The sequence below is a fragment of the Mycobacterium mantenii genome, from assembly GCF_010731775.1.
GTDB lineage: Bacteria > Actinomycetota > Actinomycetes > Mycobacteriales > Mycobacteriaceae > Mycobacterium > Mycobacterium mantenii.
The window spans coordinates 324,801-344,506 of sequence record NZ_AP022590.1 but is presented as its reverse complement, the minus strand read 5'-3'; the positions used below and the strand labels follow the sequence as shown (position 1 = coordinate 344,506).

The following is a 19,706-nucleotide window of genomic DNA, read 5'->3' as shown; positions in this document are numbered from 1 at the left end:
TGCTCAGGATACGTGGCGCCACGCCCGCACGGCGGCGTCGACGACGGCGCCCTCGGTCGGGGTCGCCGCGCCGACGTCGAGCCACTGCACCCGGTGGTCGCGGCGAAACCAGGACCGCTGGCGTCGCACATAGCGCCGGGTGCCGAAGAAGGTCTGCTCGCGGGCGTCCCGCAGTTGTTCGGCGCTTGGGCCCGCCGGACCGCCCGCGTCCAGCGCCGCGAGCACCTGCGCATAGCCCAGCGCGCGCGACGCGGTGACGCCGTCGCGCAAGCCCTTGTCCAGCAGCGCAATCACCTCACCGACCAGACCCTGCTCGAACATGGCGTCGGTGCGCCGGGCCAGCCGCTCATCGAGAATCGTTGTGTCGCAGTCCAACCCGACGATAGCGGTGTCCCACCTCGGGGCGCCGATCTGTGGTGCGGACGCGGCGAACGGCTGCCCGGTCAGCTCGACCACTTCCAGGGCACGCACCGTGCGCCGGGCGTCGGTGGGCAGAATGGATGCGGCCGCGGCGGGATCGCGACGGGCCAGTTCGGCGTGCAGCTTGCCCACCCCGATCTCGGCGAGTCGCCGTTCCCAGCGTGCGCGCACCGCGGGATCGGTGGCGGGAAACGACCAGTGGTCGAGCAGCGACTGGATGTAGAGCATGGAGCCGCCCACGATGATCGGCAGCGCCCCCCGGGCCGCGATCGCTTCGATGTCGGCCGCGGCGGCGCCCTGATAGCGGGCGACGGTCGCGGTCTCGGTGACTTCGAGGACGTCGAGCTGGTGATGCGGGATGCCGCGGCGGGCCTCGACGGGCAGCTTGGCGGTGCCGATGTCCATGCCGCGATAGAGCTGCATCGCGTCGGCGTTGACGATCTCGGCGCGGACGCCGAGCCGTTCGACCCGTTCCGCGAAGTCGAGCGCCAACTGCGACTTGCCGGTGCCGGTGGGGCCGATGATCGCCAAGGGGCGCACGGCGTCCGTCACGGCTGCCAGGCGCCGGCGAAGTAGCCCACCCCGTAGGGCGCTCCGCGGTACAGCTCCTTGGCCGATCGGGGTCCGGGTCCGGCCAGCCCGGCCAGCACCTGAAATGCGACCCGCCCCAGGATCGGGTGCGGCAGGCCGCTCAGCGCGGCGACGTCGCCGCTGGCCAGCGCGTCGTCCAGGGCCTCCTGCGCGGCGGCGTTGTCCGGGTCGTATCCGCCCGGCGCGGACGGTGTCAGGGTGTTCGCGCCGTCGGCCACGACGAGCACCCCGACCGGCTCGGGCAGCCGATCGATCTCGGCGCGCAGGTGTTCGCCGCAGCGCAGCGCGGCGCCGGCCTCGTGGTCGGCGCGATAGACCCGGACCTGTGCGCTGGCGTGCGGCTGTGCCTGGCCGCGCACCCAGCCTGCCAGCAGCGCGCAGACGGGGAGTGCGGCCGGCGCCGCGGTCTCGGCCACCGGTGGGGAGAGCCGGACGCGGACGTCAGCACCGAAACCCGCGAAGGTGCCCACCATGTCCGGACCGAACACCTGGTCGGCGGAGCCCGTGCCGATCACCACCCAGCGTTCGGGCAGCAGTGCGGCCGCGGCGACGGTGGCCGCGGCCAGGTCGGCCACCTCGGCGGCGGCCGCTCCGGCGAGTTCGGGAACGAGGACCGGTGCCGACGGGACGATCGCAATGGCGCTCAGCACGCCACCAAACTAACCCGGCGGCCCGGCGCTAGTTCGATGTGCTCGGCGCCGCCCGCGCGCCGGAAGTCACCGGGGGAAGCTGTCCGCCACAGCCAGGCGGCCACTGAAGGGGCCGAAGCCATCGTCTTTGGTTACCTCTTGGGCCCGTATTTCTCGCGGGGCACCACCCGGCCCCTGCTCGGCCCGGTCGATCGTGGCGGCTTCGCCGCGGGCCAGCGCTATCGTCGCGACGATGACCACGGCCACCGCCCCGATCAGCACAAACGCCTTGGGGCCGGTGGCGTTCAGCGTCTCACCCAGCACGAGAACCCCGAGCAGGCCGGCGACCACCGGCTTGGCCACCGTCATCGTCGGCAGCGACGCGGTCAGTCCGCCGGCCCGGAACGCCGATTGCTGGAAGATCATCCCGCACAGGGCCACCAGGATCCACGGCACGAACTCCGGCGAGGTCAGCACGGCCACCGGGCCGTACTCGGATATCTCGACGACGCCCTTGGTCAGCACCGCGAACAGCGCCAGCGAGGAACCCGCCACGACGGCGAGCAGCACGGCCGAGAACGGGCGGCCGGCCCGCAGCCGTGCCACCACCACGCAGGTCACCAGCAGCGGCACGATGATCACGGCCACGACCATCCAGGTTCGCAGCGGCGCGCGCTGATGACCGGCTGCCGGGTCGCCGACGATGATGACCACCGCCAGCGCGGCGGCCAGGATGAGCGCCCACATCCACTCCCTGGGCTTGACCCGGTGATGGGCGAGCCGCGCGTAGATGGGCAGGGCGAAAAGCAGCGCCGTCACCTGCAGCGCGGTAACCAGCACCACCGAACCCCAGGCCAGGGCGGCGGCCTGCAGGCTGTAGTTGGTGATCGCGGCCAGGCCGCCCAGCCACCACCGGGTGTCCCGCAGCGACATGCGGAACAGTTCCAGGTGGCCCACTGGCCGGTCGGTGATCTCGTGCGCGGAGCGCTGGCGGATCACATCGCCGACAGCCGATGCCAGCGCGGCGCACACCGCGAGTAACGCTGCGACATCAACCTTCGACATATCGACCCCTCCGCCTCACGCCCGTTCGACCCAGCTTTCCCCGCACCGCAAGCAAATACACGCACAATTTGCGTTCAGTTCAACTACAAATCTATGACGTTGCACACGTTGCCAATAGCGCCGCAGGTAACCGTTCAAGTACTACGGCAGCAACCTATGTAACGCGTGGGATAACTCTAAGAGAAGTACGTAGGTTAGGTGAGGCCGCCGGCTGAGCTCTCGTCGCTGCCAGCCCTTTCAAGCTTCACCCAGCACGCTCGATGGGATCAGCGTCACAAACCCGTCCCGATCGACCGCCGAGCCGTCGGCCGCGTCGACCGATACGGGCCCACCGCGGGCCGGCCGACTCCGACGCGGCGACGCGCCAGCACGCCGGTGCACGTCCGCGCGGACACCGCGACGGCGCCGCCCGGCCGCCGGGCCGGTTGGGAATAGCAAGGTGGCGGAGCAAGCTGCTTGAATACTGTTAAAGCAGCTGTTGGCAGAACCCGGCCCCGGGGCGTCCGGCAGCGGCAGGAGACGGTGCCGCTTCGCGCGGCAGGGGCGCGGGACACGGACCGCGCGGAAGGGCTGGAAAGGGTAGTGACGAGCGCATGACGGCTGACGAGCCTCGCGACGATTCAGCTCGGCCCGCGCCGCGTCCGGGACCGCGTCCCGGTCCCCGGCCGACACCGCGGCCCACCACCGCTCACCCGCTGGTGATGCCGCCGCCCAGCGATCCGCACCAATTCGGGCGCGTGGACGACGACGGCACCGTGTGGCTGGTCAGCGCGGCCGGCGAGCGCATCATCGGCTCCTGGCAGGCCGGCGATCGTGAAGCCGCGTTCGCCCATTTCGGCCGCCGCTTCGATGACCTGGCCACCGAGGTCACGCTCATGGAGGAGCGCCTGACGTCCGGGACCGGTGACGCGCGCAAGATCAAGGCGCACGCGGCCGAACTGGCCGAAACGCTGCCGACGGCCGCCGTGCTGGGCGACGTCGACGCGCTCGCGGGCCGGCTGACCAGCATCGCCGAACACGCCGAGGCGGCCGTCGCCGCGGAGCGCTCCCGGCGCGACGAGCATCGGGCCACCCAGACCGCGCGCAAGGAGGCGCTGGCCGCGGAGGCCGAGGACTTGGCCGCCAACTCGACGCAATGGAAGGCCGCCGGCGACCGCTTCCGCGCGATCCTCGATGAGTGGAAAACGATCAGCGGTGTGGACCGCAAGGTCGACGACGCGTTGTGGAAGCGCTACTCCGCGGCCCGGGAGGCGTTCAACCGGCGGCGGGGAGCCCATTTCGCCGAGTTGGACCGGGAGCGTTCGGGGATCCGCCAAGCCAAGGAAAGCCTGTGCGAGCGGGCAGAAGCGTTGTCCGACTCGACCGACTGGGCCGCGACCAGCGCCGAATTCCGCAAGCTGCTCACCGAGTGGAAGGCGGCCGGGCGGGCGACCAGGGAGGTCGATGACGCCCTGTGGCGGCGTTTCAAGGCGGCCCAGGATGTGTTCTTCACCGCCCGCAACGCGGTGACGGCGGACAAGGACGCGGAGTTCCACTCCAACGCGACCGCCAAGGAGGCGCTGCTCGCCGAGGCGGAGAAGCTGGACACCAGCAACCACGATGCCGCCCGCGCGGCGCTGCGCTCGATCACCGAGAAGTGGGATGCGATCGGCAAGGTCCCGCGCGAGCGGTCCGCCGAGTTGGAGCGCCGGCTGCGCGCGGTCGAGAAGAAGGTGCGCGACGCCGGCGACGCGGGCTGGTCGGACCCGCAGGCGCAGGCCCGGGCCGAGCAGTTTCAGGCCCGCGCTGAGCAATACGAACAGCAGGCTCAGAAGGCCGCGGCGGCGGGCCGGACCAAGGAAGCCGAGGATGCCAGGGCCAACGCCGAGCAGTGGCGGCAGTGGGCGCAGGCGGCTGTCGAGGCCCTGACCCGCAAGCCCTAGCCGGATCCCTTGGCGGCGCCCGGCTCGTCGGGGGTGTCCGGCGCGGGCGGGCCGTCCAGGGCGTCCAGCAGCGTGACCGACTGCTGGGCCGCCGCGACGCGGCGCCGCTGCTCCTCGGCGGCGAGTTGCACGATGGTGCGTGACCAGACCACGCGGGCCCAGTGGTAGGTGAGTGCGAGCACGGTCAGCCAGGCGACGATCAGGCCCCAACCCGGCCCCGGGTGCCCGGCCGAGACGGTCTGGCGCGACCAGATCGCCAGCATGCCCGCGGCGCCCGCAATGGCTGTCCCCGCCAACGCAATCCAGGCCAGCGCCCAGCGCCGCGTCACCAACGCCAGCATCGAGAACCCCACGCCGAACACCAGCGCGAGCCAGGCGAACACCCGCGACGGCAGGGCGACGGCGGCCGCGCCGGCGCCGTGGCTGCCGAACAACACGTCCCAGCCGCGGACCTCGCCGGTGTGCGGCAGGATGAACGACGCCAGCAGCACGAACACCAGGATCGACACGAAGAAGGCCCGTGGGCCGGGATCGATGCCGCGTGCCACCCGGCGTTCGGCGGCCTCAATCTCGGTGCGAAGGGCGCCGAGCTGTACGTCGTCGTTGTTGATCTCTTTTTTCACAGCGCACATCCAAGGGGTTCGGCCGGGCCGGCGGGCGGCCCGACGGCGGGCATGCCAAGACCGATGCCACGCGGGCGCTGCCCGGCGGCCTGGGCATCACCCGCCCGGGTGCGGCGATGCGTGACGATGCCCGCGTCGGCGATGAGGTGGTGGGGTGCGGCCCCGGTGAGCACCGTGGTGACGATGTCCCCGGGCCTGATGTCGCCGGGCCGCACCGCGGCACCGGCGGGCGTGTCGGCGGCGAAGTGCACCAGCCGGCCGTCGCGGGCCCGCCCGGTCATCCGCGCGGTGCGGTTGTCCTTGCGGCCTTCACCCGTGGCCACCAGCAGTTCGACCGTCTGTCCGATCAGGGCCTGATTGCCTTCCAGCGAGATCGACTCCTGCAGTTCGACGAGCCGTTCATAGCGTTCCTGCACAACGGCTTTCGGTATCTGCTCGTCGAGCTCGGCGGCCGGGGTGCCGGGCCGCTTGGAGTACTGGAAGGTGAACGCGGCCGAGAACCGGGCCTGGCGCACCACGTCCAGCGTGGCGGCGAAGTCCTCTTCGGTCTCACCGGGGAATCCGACGATCAGATCGGTGGTGATGGCGGCGTGCGGCATGGCGGCCCGGACCCGGTCGATGATGCCGAGGTAACGCTCGGCGCGGTACGACCGCCGCATCGCGCGCAGCACGCGGTCGGATCCGGATTGCAGCGGCATGTGCAGGGCGGGGCAGACATTGGGCGTCTGCGCCATGGCCTCGATGACGTCGTCGGTGAATTCGGCCGGATGCGGTGAGGTGAACCGCACCCGTTCCAGCCCGTCGATGTCGCCGCAGGCCCGCAGCAGCCGGGCGAAGGCGCCGCGGTCGCGGGGCAGCGCCGGGTCGGCGAAGGACACCCCGTAGGCGTTGACATTCTGGCCCAGCAGCGTGACCTCGAGCACGCCGTCGTCCACCAGCGACCGGACCTCGGCCAGGATGTCGTCCGGACTGCGGTCAACCTCTTTCCCCCGCAGCGACGGAACGATGCAGAACGTACAACTGTTGTTGCACCCGACCGAGATGGAAACCCAAGCGGCATAGGCGGATTCGCGTGCGCTGGGCAGCGACGACGGGAACTCCTGCAGCGCCTCGGCGATTTCCACCTGGGCGACCTTGTTGTGCCTGGCGCGCTCCAGCAGCGCGGGCAGCGACCCGATGTTGTGGGTGCCGAAGATGACGTCGACCCAGGGCGCCTTGCGCAGCAACGCGTCCCGGTCTTTTTGGGCCAGGCAGCCACCGACGGCGATCTGCATCTCGGGATTACCGCGCTTGCGTGGAGCCAGGTGGCTGAGGTTGCCGTACAGCTTGTTGTCGGCGTTCTCCCGGACGGCGCAGGTGTTGAACACCACCACGTCGGCGTCGGTACCCTCGATTGCCCGCTGGTAGCCAGCCGCTTCCAGCAGGCCCGCCAACCGCTCGGAATCGTGCACGTTCATCTGGCAGCCGTAGGTGCGCACCTGGTAGGTACGCACCCCCGAAACGTCTCGGGCCACCATCGAAGTCACGGGGCCATGGTACGGCGACCGGGACCCACCGGATTAACCCGCAGCTAGCAGGCGGTGGCCGCCGGGCGGACTAGACCCGGCGGCGCTCCCGCTCGGCGGCCAACTCGGCGAAAACGACCTCGCACGCCATGTTCTGGCTGTAACCCCGGCGCGCCAGCATCCCCACCAGCCTGCGGGTCACCCGCGCGTCGTCGTCGTTGAGCGTCTCCCGACGCAGCTTGGACCGGACCAACTGCTCCGCCCGGTCCCGCTCGGCGCCGGCGTCGATCCCGGCGAGCGTCGCGGTGATCACGTCGTTGTCGACGCCCCTGGTGTGCAGCTCGGCGGCCAACGCACGCTTGCTTTTCCCGGCGTGCGCCCGGCGGGACTGCACCCACTGCTGGGCGAAGTCGGCGTCGTCGATCAAGCCGACGGCGGCCAGCCGGTCGAGCACCCGCTCACTGACATCGTCCGGATAGCCGCGTTTGGCCAGCCGGCCGTGCAGCTCGGCCCGGGTGCGCGCTCTCGCGGTGAGCAAACGCAGGCACAGCGCGCGCGCCTGCTCCTCGCGGGAGGGCTCAGAAGTCGACGGGGGCGGGCAGGACGTCGTCATCGGTCACGACCGCGCCAATGCCGAGCTTTTCCTTGATCTTCTTCTCGATCTCGTTGGCGACTTCGTCGTTTTCCTTCAGGAAGGTGCGGGCGTTCTCCTTGCCCTGGCCGAGCTGCTCGCCCTCATAGGTGAACCAGGAGCCGGACTTGCGGATGAAGCCCTGCTCCACACCCATGTCGATCAGCGAGCCTTCCCGGCTGACCCCCTGGCCATAGAGGATGTCGAACTCGGCCTGCTTGAAGGGCGGCGCCACCTTGTTCTTGACGATCTTGACCCGGGTGCGGTTACCGACCGCGTTGGTGCCGTCCTTGAGCGTCTCGATCCGGCGCACGTCCATGCGCACCGACGCGTAGAACTTCAGAGCCTTTCCACCCGTGGTGGTTTCGGGACTGCCGAACATCACCCCGATCTTCTCGCGCAGCTGGTTGATGAAGATTGCGGTGGTGCCCGAATTGTTCAGCGCGCCAGTCATTTTCCGCAGGGCCTGGCTCATCAGCCGGGCCTGCAGCCCGACGTGGCTGTCGCCCATCTCGCCTTCGAGCTCGGCGCGCGGCACCAGCGCGGCCACCGAGTCGATGACCAGGATGTCCAGGGCGCCGGAGCGGATCAGCATGTCGGCGATCTCGAGGGCCTGCTCCCCCGTGTCGGGCTGGCTGACCAGCAGGGAATCGGTGTCCACGCCGAGCTTCTTGGCGTACTCCGGGTCCAGGGCGTGCTCGGCGTCGATGAAGGCGGCGACGCCGCCGGCGGCCTGGGCGTTGGCCACCGCGTGCAGGGCGACGGTGGTCTTACCCGAGGATTCCGGGCCGTAGATCTCTACGACCCGGCCGCGGGGCAGCCCGCCGATGCCCAAGGCAACGTCCAGTGCGATGGATCCGGTCGGGATGATCGAGATCGGCTGCCGCGTCTCGTCGCCGAGACGCATCACTGAGCCTTTGCCGTAGCTCTTTTCAATCTGGGCCATCGCCAGTTCGAGAGCCTTCTCGCGGTCGGGGGCTTGCGCCATGGTGTCTCTCCTATAGTCGGTGTTCGTCTGACCGGTATCGGTCGGTTGGCGGTGACACTAGAGAAGGCCACCGACAAGCTGACTGGCCGAACGCCCACCACAGTAGCCGAACAGGTGTTCGATTCAAGTTCGACACGCCGCGAAACGCCAACATCGCGAAAGGCCGGCCCCGAAACAGATGGACATCTCCGCGGAGCTGTCGGAAATATCGTCCTACGGCGGATTCTTCGCGGTGACCGTCGGCGGCGACGCCGCCGGATGGCATCCGGTCGGCCGGTCCTACGACACCGGCTACACCGATCTGATCGACGCCACCCTCGCGCGCTATCGCACGTCGGAGCGCCGGATCGGGGCGTCCCTGGTTCAGCTCGGCCACGCCGCCCGGCTGTGGTCCCCCGTCCTGGCCTGCGTCTTGGGCCACGGCGTCGTCCCGGATCTGACGCACCTGCAGCGGGCCGACGACGGGGCGCGGCTACGGCTGCCCGAGCCCGTCGGAGACCCGGTCGAGCGCGACTCGTCGTTGCCGGAGGCGCTGTACCGGGTCGTCGTGCGGCAGCACATGGAACCGTTCGCGGCCGGATTGCGGGTCAAGGTGGCGCCCGACCTGCTGGCGGGCAACATCGCGTCCGCCCTCGCCGGAACCGCGCGGGCGTTGCTCGCGGTGCGGCCCGACCTACGCGAGCCGATCGTCGCACTCACCGGTTCGCTGCTGAACACTGGCTCGCTCGCCGGCACGATGACCGGCAACGGTCTCGGATTCCGGCGCCGCAGCTGTTGCCTGCTCTACCGAACACCCGCCGGAGCCAGGTGCGGGGACTGCGGGCTGTGACCCGACAACGGGCTCACCACTGATCCCGAGGCACGTCGAAGTCCACACACAACGCCCGCCAGACGTCGCGGGGCTCGATGCCCGCCTCGATAGCTTGGGCGGCCGTGCGTCCGTCGAAGCAGGTCAGCACGTGGTCCACCAGGACCGAGGACCCGTAGGTGGTGCCGAAGCGCAGGACCACCCGTTCGTGAAACTCCGTTAGCCGCACGCCAGCCAACATACCCAGCCCGCATGGATCGGACACCTGAGCGGGCCGCCCGCCTACCGCCAGCTGGCCGGCAGATCGATGATGTGATTGGGGCAGTCCTCTTGAACCGCAATGGACATCACGTCGCGCGCGCGTTGGGCCGACATGGTGGCGCGCAACTGCATGAAGGTGTATTCGGCCGGCGCGAGTCCCTGTTGGGCGGCGGCCGGATCGTCCATCAACTGGCATGCCTGCTGTTCCTCGGGGCTGTCGGCGTGCGCGACGGCCGCACCGGCCAGCGAGCCCGCCAGCACGGCGCCGGCGGCGATTGTCGTCCTGATCCTCATCGGGTGCCTCCCGCCGAAGCATGAGGGCGCGCGCAGCGGATCATCCGGCCACCGCCAGCGCGTCGCGGCACACCCGGACCGGATCGGCGACGTCGGCGATGCCGGCGGCCGCCGCCTGCGCCGCCGCGCGGTAGCCGGGCGACGACAGCACCTCGTTGACCGCGGCCACCAGCGCGTCGCGGGTCAGCGGTCGGATCAGCCGCGCGCTGCCCTGGCGCAGCACCCGGTTGGCGATCTCCCATTGGTCACCGCCGCCGGGCACCACCACCAACGGCACCCCGGCCAGCAGCGTCTTGGCCACCATGCCGTGGCCGCCGCCGCAGATCACCACATCGGCGTGCGCCAACAGCTCGTCCTGACGTCCCAGCCCGACCGCCGCCCACGGCGGCACCGTCAGTTCCGGTCCGTCCAACCGCGACACCAGCAGCCGCGACCCCGCCGGCAGGGTCTCCTGCGGTGTCAAACACCCCAGCGCGACTTCGGCCAGACCTTCGGTCCCGATCAGCGCGGTCGACGGCGCGATGACAACCACCGGCCCGGAACCGGCCGGGACCTCGAGGATCCGATCGGTCGGTTCGAAGTGCAACGGCCCGACCACGACGGCCTCGGCGGGCCAGTCCGGGCGGGGCACTTCCAGCGCGGGCAGCGTCGCGATCAGCCGCCGCAGCGGCCCGGGATCCCGCGCGGACAGGCCGATCTCGACGCGGGAGTTCGCCCGCTGTTGTAAGCCCGCGCGCCAGGACCGCGCCGTCAGCGCGCGCATCGTGGCATCGCGCAGCCGGCCCCGGATGCCGGTGCCCGGCGCCAGGCCACTGCCTATCGGCGGCAATCCTTTCGACGGCAGGTACAGCGGATGCGGGTTGAGTTCGATCCACGGGATGCCCAACAGCTCGGCGGCCATGCCACCGCCGGCGGTGATGACGTCGGACACCACCAGGTCGGGCGCCAGTTCGTGCAGCGCCGGCACGTTGAGCACGGCCATCCGCGCGGCGCGGCGGTGGATCCTGGCCCCTGCGTCGACGTCGTCGTCGGTGGCCGCCAGCCCGTCCAGGGCGACCGCGTCGATGCCGGCGCCGCGGGCGGTCTCGAGCCATTCGGCTCCGGTGAAAAGCGTGGGCTCATCGCCGGCTTCGGCGAAGCGCCGGCACAGCGCGATCGCCGGGAACGAATGCCCGGGATCCGGCCCGGCGACCACGGCGACACGCATCGTGCTTACCCTGCCATAGCGCCCGGTTGCCACGCGCCTACGCTGGCAAGATGACCGAGCTGACTGGGACAACCGTTGCGAACACCCGCACGGTCGAAGGATTCCTGAACGCGCTGCAAGACGCGGATTACGAGGCCGCGGACGCCGCGCTGGCCGACGATCTCGTCTACGAAAACGTCGGCCTGCCCACTATCCATGGCCGGGCCAGGGCCATGAAGCTGTTTCGCCGGATGGAGGGCCGCGCCGCCTTCGAGGTGAAGATCCATCGCATCGCGTCCGACGGCGGCGCGGTGCTCACCGAACGCACCGACGCGCTGATCTTCGGCCCGCTGCGGCTGCAGTTCTGGGTGTGCGGCGTGTTCGAAGTCCACAATGGGCGAATCACGTTGTGGCGGGACTACTTCGACTTCTTCGACATGCTCAAGGCCACCGCACGGGGTCTGGCGGCGCTGGTGGTGCCGTCGCTGAAAGCGACGTTCTAGAGCCACGTTCCAGGGCCGGGGCCGGCGCGGAAACCCTGCAGCTAGCCGGTCCCGCGCAGTCTGCCGAGTTCGTCGAACGCCTGCGCCCAACCGACCAGGCGATCCGTCGCCCCGGCCAGCTCGGCGCGGTAGTGCTGCGACGCGGCCGATCCGTCGCCGTTCGCCGAGGACACCAATTGCGCTGCCGCGGTGACCATCTCGTTGTATTGGCGAACGCCGGCGCTGAGCTGCGCGGTGAACGCGTTGATGGTGGGCACCAGATACGACCGCGATTCCTCGCTCGCCTGCGCCGCCCGCTCCATCGACACCACCTGCGCGGCGGTGGACGCCATGGCCGCCGACGTCCTGGTGGCGGCCGCGGTGACATCGCGGATCTCGGCGGTCGGCAACATCGCACCCCGCTCGATTACGGCCACCAAGGAAGAAAATCCGTCCTCGGAGGCGCCCAGCGCGTACATCGCGGGGCGCGCCGCCGAGCCCGGCGGCGGCAGCCGGCGCACGTTGGTGGTTCGGGGCGCCGGCAGCGGCTCGGACCGCAGCCAGCGATAGCGAAGCAGCAACAACGTCGCCGGGATGGCCATGAAAACCGCTACGCCCCCGGTGATTTCCAGCAACAGCGCGAACCACCCCCAGGCCGCGAGCAGCATCGTCACCGCGGCCCAGAACACACACCCGGCGCTGAAAATCAGGCCCCAGCGCAGTGCGCGGCGACGGCGGCGCAGCTGACGTGCGCGGGGATCCGCGGCCGCGCTGATCCTGCGGGCCACCAGATCGGAAAGGTCGGCTGCTGTCGCCAGTCCCCGGTGCAACAATGCGCGCCACGGACCGGGCTGCGTCGCTTTCACCGACATGACACTCCGGCTACTGACCAAGTGGCTTCTCGCTGACCGGGCCGCCGGCGCCCTTGGCGGGCGCGGGAGTGGCCGGGGTGGTCCCGGCGGCCGGCGTCGCTCCAGTCGGCAGGGCCTCGCCGCGCATCGAGGCGCGGATCTGTTCCAGCCGGGAGTGTCCGGCCATCTGCACCCCGGCCTGCTCGACCTCGAGCATCCTGCCCTGCACCGAACCCTGCGCGAGCTCGGCGGCGCCGATCGCGTTGGCGTAACGTCGCTCGATCTTGTCGCGCACCTCGTCGAGGCTGGGCACGTTGCCCGGGGCGGCGAGATCGCTCATCGACCGCAGCGAGGCGCTCACCTGCTCCTGCATCTTGGCCTGCTCGAGCTGGCTGAGCAGCTTGGTGCGCTCGGCGATCTTCTGCTGCAACACCATGGCGTTCTGTTCGACGGCCTTCTTGGCCTGCCCGGCCGCGCTGAGCGCCTGGTCGTGCAGGGTTTTCAGGTCTTCGACGCTCTGCTCGGCGGTCACCAGCTGGGCGGCGAACGCCTCGGCGGCGTTGTTGTATTCGGTGGCCTTGGCGGCGTCGCCCGACGCGGTGGCCTGGTCGGCCAGCGTCACCGCCTGACGCACGTTGACCTGCAGCTTTTCGATATCGGCGAGCTGACGGTTAAGCCGCATCTCCAGTTGGCGCTGGTTCCCGATGACCTGCGCGGCCTGTTGGGTCAGCGCCTGATGCGTGCGTTGCGCTTCCTCGATGGCCTGCTGGATCTGCACTTTGGGGTCGGCGTGCTCGTCGATCTTGGCGTTGAACAGCGCCGCAAGGTACTTCCACGCCTTGACGAACGGATTGGCCATGAGTTAGCTCCACCTTCGCTTCTTGAGAATCCGGATGGTCCCCGGACGGGCCTGAACGGGCTGTGCGCCTGTGGCTCAATTTAGTGGGTCGGCGCCGATCGCCCTACCCCTTACGCGGGATCGGTCCCCGATGCTCAGGCCAGCGCCAACGACGCCACCGGCGGGATGACGACCTTGATGCTGGTGCCGCTCGCCGCGTCCGCGGGCGCGCCGACGGCGGCCCGCTCCTCGCTGGCCATCCGCTCGCCGGCGTAAGTGAGAACCGACGATAACGGGACGTCCAGCGCATCGCAGATCGCGTTCAGCAGCTCGCTGGAGGGCTCCTTGCGCCCGCGCTCCACCTCGGACAGGTATCCCAGGCTGACCCGCGCCGAATCCGACACTTCGCGCAGCGTCCGGCCTTGTGTCGTGCGGGCCTCGCGCAGCACGTCGCCGATGACCTCGCGCACCAATGGCGGCATCCCGCCCTCCTTCGTCCAGTCGGCCCTGCGCGGCACGAACTCAGCTTGCCTCCGGCAGGTGCTCACTAGGTGAACGCCGCCGGCGGTGGTCTGGTTCCCATTCGGTCTCGGCGGAATCAGCCGGGCGTGCGGCGTACTTCCCGGACGGTCGACACCACGTAGTCGATACCGGTGATCACCGTCAGCACGACCGCGGCGCCCATCACGACGGCGGCGAACACCCGGAACGGCCCGGCCAGCGGCAGCACGAACAATCCGATGGCCAGCACCTGCACGACGGTCTTGAGTTTGCCGCCCCAGCTGGCCGGAATGACGCCACGGCGGATGACGGCCAACCGCAGCACGGTGACCCCGACTTCGCGGGCCAGGATCAGCACGGTGACCCACCACGGCAGCTCACCGAGCATCGAGAGGCCGATCAGCGCCGACCCCACCAGCGTCTTGTCCGCGATCGGGTCGACGAACGCGCCGAATTCGGTCGCCATGCCGTAGTTGCGGGCCAGCAGGCCGTCCAGCCGATCGGTGATGCAGGCGGCCGCGAAGATGACGAAAGCCACCACGCGGAAGCCGGTTTCGTGGCCGTCGCCGGCGAACAGGGCGAGCAGGAAGATCGGCACCAGCACCAGCCGGAGCAGAGTCAGCGTATTGGCGAGATTGGCGATGTTTGCGCGGCCTGCCACCGGACCCGTCTGCGGCTGCCCCGACACCGCAACAGAATAACGGTTGACCAGCGCAGCCGTCCGGGATGTCGATACTGTTACCCGTGACCCAAAGTCCGCAGCGCTATCGGCCGCTGGTTCGGCGCGCGCGAACGTCCGACGTTCCGGCCATCAAGCACCTGGTCGACACCTACGCGGGGAAGATCCTGCTGGAGAAGAACCTCGTGACGCTTTACGAGGCCGTCCAGGAGTTCTGGGTGGCCGAGCACGAGGGTCAGGTGATCGGTTGCGGGGCGCTGCACGTGATGTGGTCCGACCTCGGCGAGGTTCGTACCGTCGCGGTCAACCCGGCGATGACCGGCCACGGCATCGGCCACGCGATCGTGGATCGGCTGCTCGAGGTCGCCCGCGAACTGCAGTTGAAGCGGCTGTTCGTGCTGACGTTCGAAACCGAGTTCTTCGCCCGGCACGGGTTCACCGAGATCGAGGGCACGCCGGTCACCGCCGAGGTGTTCGAGGAGATGTGCCGGTCCTACGACATCGGTGTGGCCGAATTCCTAGACCTCAGCTACGTCAAGCCGAACATTCTGGGCAACTCGCGGATGCTGCTCAGGTTGTAGCGGCGATCGCAAGCGCGGCGCAGCCGGGCGCGGCGGGTCGCCGCCATCGGTTGTAGCGGCTGTGGCGCGCCGAGCGTGAACTCGTGGAGGGATTCGGGCCGTTTTTCGCCCTGAGTTCACGCTCGGCGCTAGTCCTCGGGGTCCCCCCCGTCGGCGTCGCTACCACCACGGATCAACGCTAGCGTGCCGGCCAGCTCGTCGGGCTTGATTAGCACCTCGCGCGCCTTGGACCCCTCCGACGGCCCGACGATGCCGCGAGTCTCCATCAGGTCCATCAGCCGGCCGGCCTTGGCGAATCCGACGCGCAGCTTGCGCTGCAGCATCGACGTGGAGCCGAACTGGCTGGACACCACGAGCTCGACGGCCTGCAGGAACACGTCCATGTCGTCGCCGATGTCCGGGTCGACGTCAGTGCGCTCGCCGGTGGGCTTGGCGGTGGTCACGCCCTCGGTGTACTCGGGTTCGGCCTGGCCCTTGCAGGCGCTGACGACGGCGTGGATCTCCTCGTCGGTGATGAAGGCGCCCTGCAGCCGGATCGGCTTGCCCGCACCCATCGGCAGGAACAGGCCGTCGCCCATGCCGATCAGCTTCTCGGCGCCGGCCTGGTCCAGGATGACGCGGCTGTCGGTCAACGAGGACGTCGCGAACGCCAGCCGGGAGGGCACGTTGGTCTTGATCAGACCGGTGACCACGTCCACCGACGGGCGCTGGGTGGCCAGCACCAGGTGGATGCCGGCGGCGCGGGCCTTCTGGGTGATCCGCACGATGGCGTCCTCGACGTCGCGCGGGGCGGTCATCATCAGGTCGGCCAGCTCGTCGACGATCGCCACGACGTACGGGTAGGGCCGGTATTCGCGCTGGCTGCCCAGCGGCGCGGTGATGGCACCGGATCGGACCTTCTCGTTGAAGTCGTCGATGTGGCGCACCCGGGACGCCTGCATGTCCTGGTAGCGCTGTTCCATCTCCTCGACCAGCCACGCCAGCGCGGCCGCCGCCTTCTTGGGCTGGGTGATGATCGGGGTGATCAGATGCGGAATGCCTTCGTAGGGCGTCAGTTCCACCATCTTCGGGTCGATCAGGATCATCCTGACCTCTTCCGGGGTGGCGCGCGCCAGCAGCGATATCAGCATCGAGTTGACGAAGCTGGACTTACCGGATCCGGTGGAGCCGGCCACCAGCAGGTGCGGCATCTTGGCCAGGTTGGCCGAGATGAAGTCGCCCTCGATGTCCTTGCCGAGCCCGATCACCAGCGGGTGGTGATCGCGCCGGGTGGACGGCGCGGTGAGCACGTCGGCCAGCCGCACCATTTCCCGGTCGGTGTTGGGCACCTCGATGCCCACCGCCGACTTGCCCGGGATCGGGGCCAGCATGCGCACGCTCTCGGTGGCCACCGCGTAGGCGATGTTCTTCTGCAGCGCGGTGATCTTCTCGACCTTGACGCCCGGTCCCAGCTCGACCTCGTACCGGGTGACGGTCGGTCCGCGGGTGCATCCGGTGACGGCGGCGTCCACCTTGAACTGGGTCAGCACCTCGGTGATCGCGTCGGCCATGACGTTGTTGGCGGCGCTGCGCTTCTTGGGCGGATCCCCCGGCACCAGCAGGTTCAGCGAGGGCAGCGTGTAGGGGCCCTCGACGACGCGATCGAGCTGCACGGTGTCGTGCTTGTCCGCCGACCGTCCGCGCTTGCGGCCCCGCGAGGGCTGCACGGCGGGTTCGGGCACGGTGGGAATGTCGTCCTGCAGCGCGGCCTGGGCATCGTCGTCCGGCGACCACGCCGGCGGCTCGTCGTCGGGCACGGAAGGCGCGTCGTCGTAGCGGCTGTCGCGGTCCGCCCCGGCGTCGTCGTCGAATTCGTCGGCGTAGTCGTAGGGCTCATCGTCGTAAACCTCGTCGACGAACCGGGTGTGAAACAGGTTGCGCATCACCAGGGGCACCTCGCGGATGGTGGTGCCGGTCAGCAGCAGCAGCCCGAACATGAAGCCGATGAACAACAGGGGCGCCGCGATCCAGGGGGTGAGCCCGTCCGAGAGCGGCCCGCCGATCGCGAAGCCGATGAAACCGGCCGCGCGGCGGCGCGCTTCGGGGTCTCCCGGCGAACCGGACCACAGGTGACGCAAACCGAGCACCGACAGCGAGATCAGGCTGGCGCCCAGGATCAGCCGGGGGCGCACATCGGGGTTGGGCTCGGTGCGCATCAGCGTCACCGCAACGGCGGCGGTGACGACCGGCAGCGCCAGCACACCCGCGCCGATGAAGGTCCTCAGCAGAGTGTCGACCCACGTGCCGACCGGCCCTGCGGCGTGGAACCACGAGCTCGCCGCGACCACCACGGAAAAGCCCAGCAACAGCAGCGCGATTCCGTCACGGCGATGTCCGGGATCGATGTCGTGGGCCCGCCCGATCGACCGGGCCGCACCGCCGGTCCCGCGGGCGGCCATCATCCAGATGGCGCGCATGGCGCGACCGCAGGTCAGCCCGGCTCCGACCAACGGCGCGTGATCACGCCGCCTGGCGGGCTTGCTGACCTTCTTGCGGGGCGCCGCCGGGCGCGCGCGCCGGGATCCGCTGGCGCGTGACGGGGCCTTTGACCTGCTCGTTCGGCTTCCGGAGCGGGCGACGGTCTTACTGGGCATGACGGCAAGGGTAGTCGCAACGACATCATCTACACCACCCGCCACACTGGTAACGGCCCGGCTTGTCGGGCATGTGCCGAATCGGGGCCCCAAATCGCGTGAGTAGGGTGAGATTCGGTTGCGAGAAGTCGTGCTCGTCCCCATCCGCAGAGCGCCCAGGAGGCCATCAATGCCCGTTGTCGTCGTCGCCACCATGACCGTCAAACCCGAGTCGGTCGACACCGTTCGCGACATCCTCACGCGGGCGGTCGAGGAAGTGCACGACGAGCCGGGCTGCCAGGTGTACTCGCTGCACCAGTCGGGCGAGACCTTCGTCTTCGTCGAGCAGTGGGCCGACGCCGAGGCGCTCAAGGCGCACAGCACGGCGCCGGCGGTCACCAACATGTTCGCCGCGGCCGGCGAGCACCTGGCCGGGGCGCCGGACATCAAGATGCTGCAGCCGGTACCCGCGGGCGACCCGGCCAAAGGGCAGCTGCGGCCCTGATGGCCCGCTCGTCGGAAGGCCCCCTCAAGGGCAAGGTCGCCTTCATCACCGGAGCCGCGCGCGGCCAGGGCCGCGCGCACGCGGTGCGGTTGGCCGCCGACGGCGCGGACATCATCGCCGTCGACCTGTGCGACCAGATCGCCAGCGTCCCCTACTCGCTGGCCACGGCCGACGACCTGGCGGCCACGGTGAAGCTGGTGGAAGACACCGGCGCACGCATCGTGGCCACCCGTGGCGACGTCCGCGACCGCGCATCGCTGTCCGCGGCGTTGCAGGCGGGCCTGGACGAGTTCGGCCGGCTGGACATTGTGGTGGCCAACGCCGGCATCGCTCCCATGCAATCCGGTGACGACGGCTGGCGCGACGTCATCGACGTCAACCTCACCGGCGTCTACCACACCATCAAGGTCGCGATACCCACCATGGTCAAGCAGGGCACCGGCGGCTCGATCGTGTTGATCAGTTCGAGCGCGGGGCTGGCCGGTGTCGGCAGCCCGGACGCCGGGTCGGTGGGCTACGCCGCCGCCAAGCATGGGGTGGTCGGTTTGATGCGGGTATACGCGAATCTGCTTGCCGGGCAGATGATTCGGGTCAATTCGATCCATCCGTCTGGCGTCGAGACGCCGATGATCAACAACGAGTTCACCCGGGAGTGGCTGGCCAAGATGGCCGCCGGGACCGACACGCCGGGGGCCATGGGCAACGCGATGCCGGTGGAGGTGCTGGACGTCGAGGACATCGCCAACGCCGTGGCGTGGCTGGTGTCCGACCAGGCCCGCTACATCACCGGGGTGACCCTGCCGGTCGACGCGGGATTCTTGAACAAGTAGCCGTCATGGCACGAAACCCGGCTGCGCAGACGGTATTTGGCCCGATGGTGCTGGCCGCTGTCGAGCAGAACGAGCCGCCGGGACGCCGCCTGGTCGACGACGACTTCGCCGAGCTCTTCTTGCCCGCCCCGCTGCGGTGGCTCGTCGGCGCGACGCGGTTCGCGCCGGCGCGCCGGCTGATGATCCGGGGCTCGGAGTTCACCGGTCCGGGATTGTGGGCGAATCTGGCCTGCCGCAAGCGTTTCATCGCCGACAAACTCGCCGAGTCGCTCGACGACATCAACGCCGTCGTCATCCTGGGAGCCGGGCTGGACACCCGCGCCTACCAGCTGACCCGGCGGGTCCGCATCCCGGTGTTCGAGGTCGACCTGCCGGTGAACGTCGCGAGGAAGTTCAAGACGGTCCGGCGGGTGCTCGGCGAGCTGCCGCTGTCGGTTCGGTTGGTGGCGTTGAACCTCGAGCACGACGACCTGCTCACCTCGCTCGCCGAACACGGCTATCGCACCGACTACCGGGTGTTCTTCATCTGCGAAGGCGTCACCCAGTACCTCACCGAGGCGACCGTCCGGCGAACACTGGACGGCCTGCGCGCGGCGGCGTCCGGCAGCCGTTTGGTATTCACCTACGTCCGTAGGGATTTCATCGACGGTACGAATCGGTACGGCACCCGCACGCTGTATCGCACCGTGCGCCAGCGGCGGCAACTGTGGCGTTTCGGCCTGCAGCCCGAGGAGGTCGCCGCGTTCCTCGACGAGTACGGCTGGCGGCTGGTGGAGCAGGCCGGTCCCGACGAGCTCGTCCATCGCTACGTCGAGCCCACCGGCCGCAAACTCAAGGCCTCGCAACTGGAGTGGTCGGCCTACGCCGAGAAGATCTAGCGGGGTCAGACCTGATGATGGCGACC

Annotated in this window: 22 protein-coding genes; 7 read left to right on the top strand and 15 right to left on the bottom strand. The window is 69.7% G+C overall.

Going from position 1 to position 19,706, the window contains the following annotated elements; all coding sequences use genetic code 11:
• Nucleotides 1–3: 3 nt before the first annotated feature.
• The 3 genes from miaA to G6N50_RS01705 form a co-directional block, all read right to left on the bottom strand.
• On the bottom strand, nucleotides 4–960 hold the full coding sequence (gene miaA, locus G6N50_RS01715) for a tRNA (adenosine(37)-N6)-dimethylallyltransferase MiaA (RefSeq protein WP_083096472.1): 957 nt from the start codon (nucleotides 958–960) through the stop codon (nucleotides 4–6).
• Between the two features lie 8 nt (nucleotides 961–968).
• The gene (locus G6N50_RS01710; RefSeq protein ID WP_083096406.1) at nucleotides 969–1,661 is read right to left on the bottom strand and encodes a class III extradiol ring-cleavage dioxygenase family protein; all 693 of its coding nucleotides are present in this window, start codon (nucleotides 1,659–1,661) and stop codon (nucleotides 969–971) included.
• Between the two features lie 66 nt (nucleotides 1,662–1,727).
• Nucleotides 1,728–2,705 carry a DMT family transporter gene (locus G6N50_RS01705; RefSeq protein WP_083096407.1) on the bottom strand — a complete coding sequence of 326 codons (978 nt, stop codon included), beginning with the start codon at nucleotides 2,703–2,705 and terminating at the stop codon, nucleotides 1,728–1,730.
• 593 nt (nucleotides 2,706–3,298) lie between these two features.
• On the opposite strand from G6N50_RS01705, the gene G6N50_RS01700 reads away from it, so the two are divergent.
• A complete protein-coding gene (locus tag G6N50_RS01700) occupies nucleotides 3,299–4,627 on the top strand; it encodes a DUF349 domain-containing protein (protein WP_083096409.1) in 1,329 nt (442 codons plus the stop codon).
• Here the strand turns inward: G6N50_RS01700 and G6N50_RS01695 are convergent.
• From G6N50_RS01695 to recA, 4 genes are all read right to left on the bottom strand, one after another.
• A complete protein-coding gene (locus G6N50_RS01695; RefSeq protein WP_083096411.1) occupies nucleotides 4,624–5,259 on the bottom strand; it encodes an Rv2732c family membrane protein in 636 nt (211 codons plus the stop codon). The genes G6N50_RS01700 and G6N50_RS01695 overlap by 4 nt on opposite strands.
• On the bottom strand, nucleotides 5,247–6,767 hold the full coding sequence (gene miaB, locus G6N50_RS01690; RefSeq protein WP_083096413.1) for a tRNA (N6-isopentenyl adenosine(37)-C2)-methylthiotransferase MiaB: 1,521 nt from the start codon (nucleotides 6,765–6,767) through the stop codon (nucleotides 5,247–5,249). Before miaB ends, G6N50_RS01695 begins: the two co-directional genes overlap by 13 nt.
• Before the next feature lie 79 nt (nucleotides 6,768–6,846).
• Nucleotides 6,847–7,368 carry a recombination regulator RecX gene (gene recX / locus G6N50_RS01685; RefSeq protein ID WP_163650802.1) on the bottom strand — a complete coding sequence of 174 codons (522 nt, stop codon included), beginning with the start codon at nucleotides 7,366–7,368 and terminating at the stop codon, nucleotides 6,847–6,849.
• Nucleotides 7,334–8,374 carry a recombinase RecA gene (gene recA / locus G6N50_RS01680; RefSeq protein ID WP_065026859.1) on the bottom strand — a complete coding sequence of 347 codons (1,041 nt, stop codon included), beginning with the start codon at nucleotides 8,372–8,374 and terminating at the stop codon, nucleotides 7,334–7,336. Before recA ends, recX begins: the two co-directional genes overlap by 35 nt.
• Nucleotides 8,375–8,552: 178 nt before the next feature.
• Here recA and G6N50_RS01675 point away from each other — a divergent pair, with 178 nt between their 5' ends.
• Complete coding sequence (locus tag G6N50_RS01675) at nucleotides 8,553–9,203, top strand: (2Fe-2S)-binding protein (RefSeq protein ID WP_083096419.1); 651 nt, start codon at nucleotides 8,553–8,555, stop codon at nucleotides 9,201–9,203.
• A 13-nt stretch (nucleotides 9,204–9,216) separates the two neighbouring features.
• On the opposite strand, the gene G6N50_RS01670 is transcribed toward G6N50_RS01675, so the two are convergent.
• From G6N50_RS01670 to G6N50_RS01660, 3 genes are read right to left on the bottom strand one after another with little or no spacing between them, the layout of a single operon-like run.
• The gene (locus G6N50_RS01670) at nucleotides 9,217–9,411 is read right to left on the bottom strand and encodes a DUF3046 domain-containing protein (protein WP_408632525.1); all 195 of its coding nucleotides are present in this window, start codon (nucleotides 9,409–9,411) and stop codon (nucleotides 9,217–9,219) included.
• Nucleotides 9,412–9,464: 53 nt separating this feature from the next.
• A complete protein-coding gene (locus G6N50_RS01665; RefSeq protein WP_083096423.1) occupies nucleotides 9,465–9,737 on the bottom strand; it encodes a hypothetical protein in 273 nt (90 codons plus the stop codon).
• Nucleotides 9,738–9,777: 40 nt separating this feature from the next.
• Nucleotides 9,778–10,944, bottom strand: coding sequence for a glycosyltransferase (locus tag G6N50_RS01660; RefSeq protein WP_083096425.1), 1,167 nt, complete (start codon nucleotides 10,942–10,944; stop codon nucleotides 9,778–9,780).
• A gap of 50 nt (nucleotides 10,945–10,994) precedes the next feature.
• Between G6N50_RS01660 and G6N50_RS01655 the strand changes: the two genes are divergently transcribed.
• A complete protein-coding gene (locus G6N50_RS01655; RefSeq protein WP_083096427.1) occupies nucleotides 10,995–11,426 on the top strand; it encodes a limonene-1,2-epoxide hydrolase family protein in 432 nt (143 codons plus the stop codon).
• A 41-nt stretch (nucleotides 11,427–11,467) separates the two neighbouring features.
• On the opposite strand, the gene pspM is transcribed toward G6N50_RS01655, so the two are convergent.
• The 4 genes from pspM to pgsA all read right to left on the bottom strand — a co-directional run bounded on the left by pspM (nucleotide 11,468) and on the right by pgsA (nucleotide 14,283).
• Complete coding sequence (pspM, locus tag G6N50_RS01650) at nucleotides 11,468–12,277, bottom strand: phage shock envelope stress response protein PspM (RefSeq protein ID WP_083096429.1); 810 nt, start codon at nucleotides 12,275–12,277, stop codon at nucleotides 11,468–11,470.
• 10 nt (nucleotides 12,278–12,287) lie between these two features.
• Nucleotides 12,288–13,115 (bottom strand): phage shock protein PspA, encoded by an 828-nt coding sequence (gene pspA, locus G6N50_RS01645; RefSeq protein ID WP_083096431.1) that lies wholly within the window; start codon nucleotides 13,113–13,115, stop codon nucleotides 12,288–12,290.
• A gap of 134 nt (nucleotides 13,116–13,249) precedes the next feature.
• Nucleotides 13,250–13,576: a transcriptional regulator ClgR gene (clgR, locus tag G6N50_RS01640; protein WP_083096433.1), complete on the bottom strand. Its 327-nt coding sequence runs from the start codon at nucleotides 13,574–13,576 to the stop codon at nucleotides 13,250–13,252.
• 116 nt (nucleotides 13,577–13,692) lie between these two features.
• Nucleotides 13,693–14,283: a CDP-diacylglycerol--glycerol-3-phosphate 3-phosphatidyltransferase gene (pgsA, locus tag G6N50_RS01635; protein ID WP_083096435.1), complete on the bottom strand. Its 591-nt coding sequence runs from the start codon at nucleotides 14,281–14,283 to the stop codon at nucleotides 13,693–13,695.
• Nucleotides 14,284–14,321: 38 nt separating this feature from the next.
• Between pgsA and G6N50_RS01630 the strand changes: the two genes are divergently transcribed.
• Nucleotides 14,322–14,855, top strand: coding sequence for an amino-acid N-acetyltransferase (locus G6N50_RS01630; protein ID WP_083096437.1), 534 nt, complete (start codon nucleotides 14,322–14,324; stop codon nucleotides 14,853–14,855).
• A 128-nt stretch (nucleotides 14,856–14,983) separates the two neighbouring features.
• Here G6N50_RS01630 and G6N50_RS01625 read toward each other — a convergent pair whose 3' ends face one another.
• Complete coding sequence (locus tag G6N50_RS01625) at nucleotides 14,984–17,488, bottom strand: FtsK/SpoIIIE family DNA translocase (protein WP_197748051.1); 2,505 nt, start codon at nucleotides 17,486–17,488, stop codon at nucleotides 14,984–14,986.
• A 169-nt stretch (nucleotides 17,489–17,657) separates the two neighbouring features.
• On the opposite strand from G6N50_RS01625, the gene G6N50_RS01620 reads away from it, so the two are divergent.
• Genes G6N50_RS01620 through G6N50_RS01610 form a run of 3 tightly spaced genes read left to right on the top strand, consistent with a single transcriptional unit; the run spans nucleotide 17,658 to nucleotide 19,680 of the window.
• Nucleotides 17,658–17,972: a putative quinol monooxygenase gene (locus G6N50_RS01620; protein WP_067839777.1), complete on the top strand. Its 315-nt coding sequence runs from the start codon at nucleotides 17,658–17,660 to the stop codon at nucleotides 17,970–17,972.
• Nucleotides 17,972–18,802: a mycofactocin-coupled SDR family oxidoreductase gene (locus G6N50_RS01615; RefSeq protein ID WP_083096438.1), complete on the top strand. Its 831-nt coding sequence runs from the start codon at nucleotides 17,972–17,974 to the stop codon at nucleotides 18,800–18,802. The genes G6N50_RS01620 and G6N50_RS01615 overlap by 1 nt, the downstream gene beginning before the upstream one ends.
• Before the next feature lie 5 nt (nucleotides 18,803–18,807).
• Nucleotides 18,808–19,680 carry an SAM-dependent methyltransferase gene (locus tag G6N50_RS01610; RefSeq protein WP_083096440.1) on the top strand — a complete coding sequence of 291 codons (873 nt, stop codon included), beginning with the start codon at nucleotides 18,808–18,810 and terminating at the stop codon, nucleotides 19,678–19,680.
• The last annotated feature ends 26 nt before the right edge of the window (nucleotides 19,681–19,706 follow it).

Bases quoted from the DNA above. Each gene is read 5' to 3' on its own strand.
- G6N50_RS01700 (WP_083096409.1), top strand. From the start codon at position 3,299: ATGACGGCTGACGAGCCTCGCGACGATTCAGCTCGGCCCGCGCCGCGT.
- G6N50_RS01665 (WP_083096423.1), bottom strand. From the start codon at position 9,737: ATGAGGATCAGGACGACAATCGCCGCCGGCGCCGTGCTGGCGGGCTCG.
- G6N50_RS01625 (WP_197748051.1), bottom strand. From the start codon at position 17,488: ATGCCCAGTAAGACCGTCGCCCGCTCCGGAAGCCGAACGAGCAGGTCA.
- G6N50_RS01660 (WP_083096425.1), bottom strand. From the start codon at position 10,944: ATGCGTGTCGCCGTGGTCGCCGGGCCGGATCCCGGGCATTCGTTCCCG.
- G6N50_RS01705 (WP_083096407.1), bottom strand. From the start codon at position 2,705: ATGTCGAAGGTTGATGTCGCAGCGTTACTCGCGGTGTGCGCCGCGCTG.
- miaB (WP_083096413.1), bottom strand. From the start codon at position 6,767: ATGGTGGCCCGAGACGTTTCGGGGGTGCGTACCTACCAGGTGCGCACC.
- G6N50_RS01655 (WP_083096427.1), top strand. From the start codon at position 10,995: ATGACCGAGCTGACTGGGACAACCGTTGCGAACACCCGCACGGTCGAA.
- G6N50_RS01620 (WP_067839777.1), top strand. From the start codon at position 17,658: ATGCCCGTTGTCGTCGTCGCCACCATGACCGTCAAACCCGAGTCGGTC.
- G6N50_RS01610 (WP_083096440.1), top strand. From the start codon at position 18,808: ATGGCACGAAACCCGGCTGCGCAGACGGTATTTGGCCCGATGGTGCTG.
- pspA (WP_083096431.1), bottom strand. From the start codon at position 13,115: ATGGCCAATCCGTTCGTCAAGGCGTGGAAGTACCTTGCGGCGCTGTTC.
- G6N50_RS01630 (WP_083096437.1), top strand. From the start codon at position 14,322: ATGTCGATACTGTTACCCGTGACCCAAAGTCCGCAGCGCTATCGGCCG.
- G6N50_RS01615 (WP_083096438.1), top strand. From the start codon at position 17,972: ATGGCCCGCTCGTCGGAAGGCCCCCTCAAGGGCAAGGTCGCCTTCATC.
- G6N50_RS01675 (WP_083096419.1), top strand. From the start codon at position 8,553: ATGGACATCTCCGCGGAGCTGTCGGAAATATCGTCCTACGGCGGATTC.
- clgR (WP_083096433.1), bottom strand. From the start codon at position 13,576: ATGCCGCCATTGGTGCGCGAGGTCATCGGCGACGTGCTGCGCGAGGCC.
- G6N50_RS01695 (WP_083096411.1), bottom strand. From the start codon at position 5,259: ATGTGCGCTGTGAAAAAAGAGATCAACAACGACGACGTACAGCTCGGC.
- recX (WP_163650802.1), bottom strand. From the start codon at position 7,368: ATGACGACGTCCTGCCCGCCCCCGTCGACTTCTGAGCCCTCCCGCGAG.
- pspM (WP_083096429.1), bottom strand. From the start codon at position 12,277: ATGTCGGTGAAAGCGACGCAGCCCGGTCCGTGGCGCGCATTGTTGCAC.
- recA (WP_065026859.1), bottom strand. From the start codon at position 8,374: ATGGCGCAAGCCCCCGACCGCGAGAAGGCTCTCGAACTGGCGATGGCC.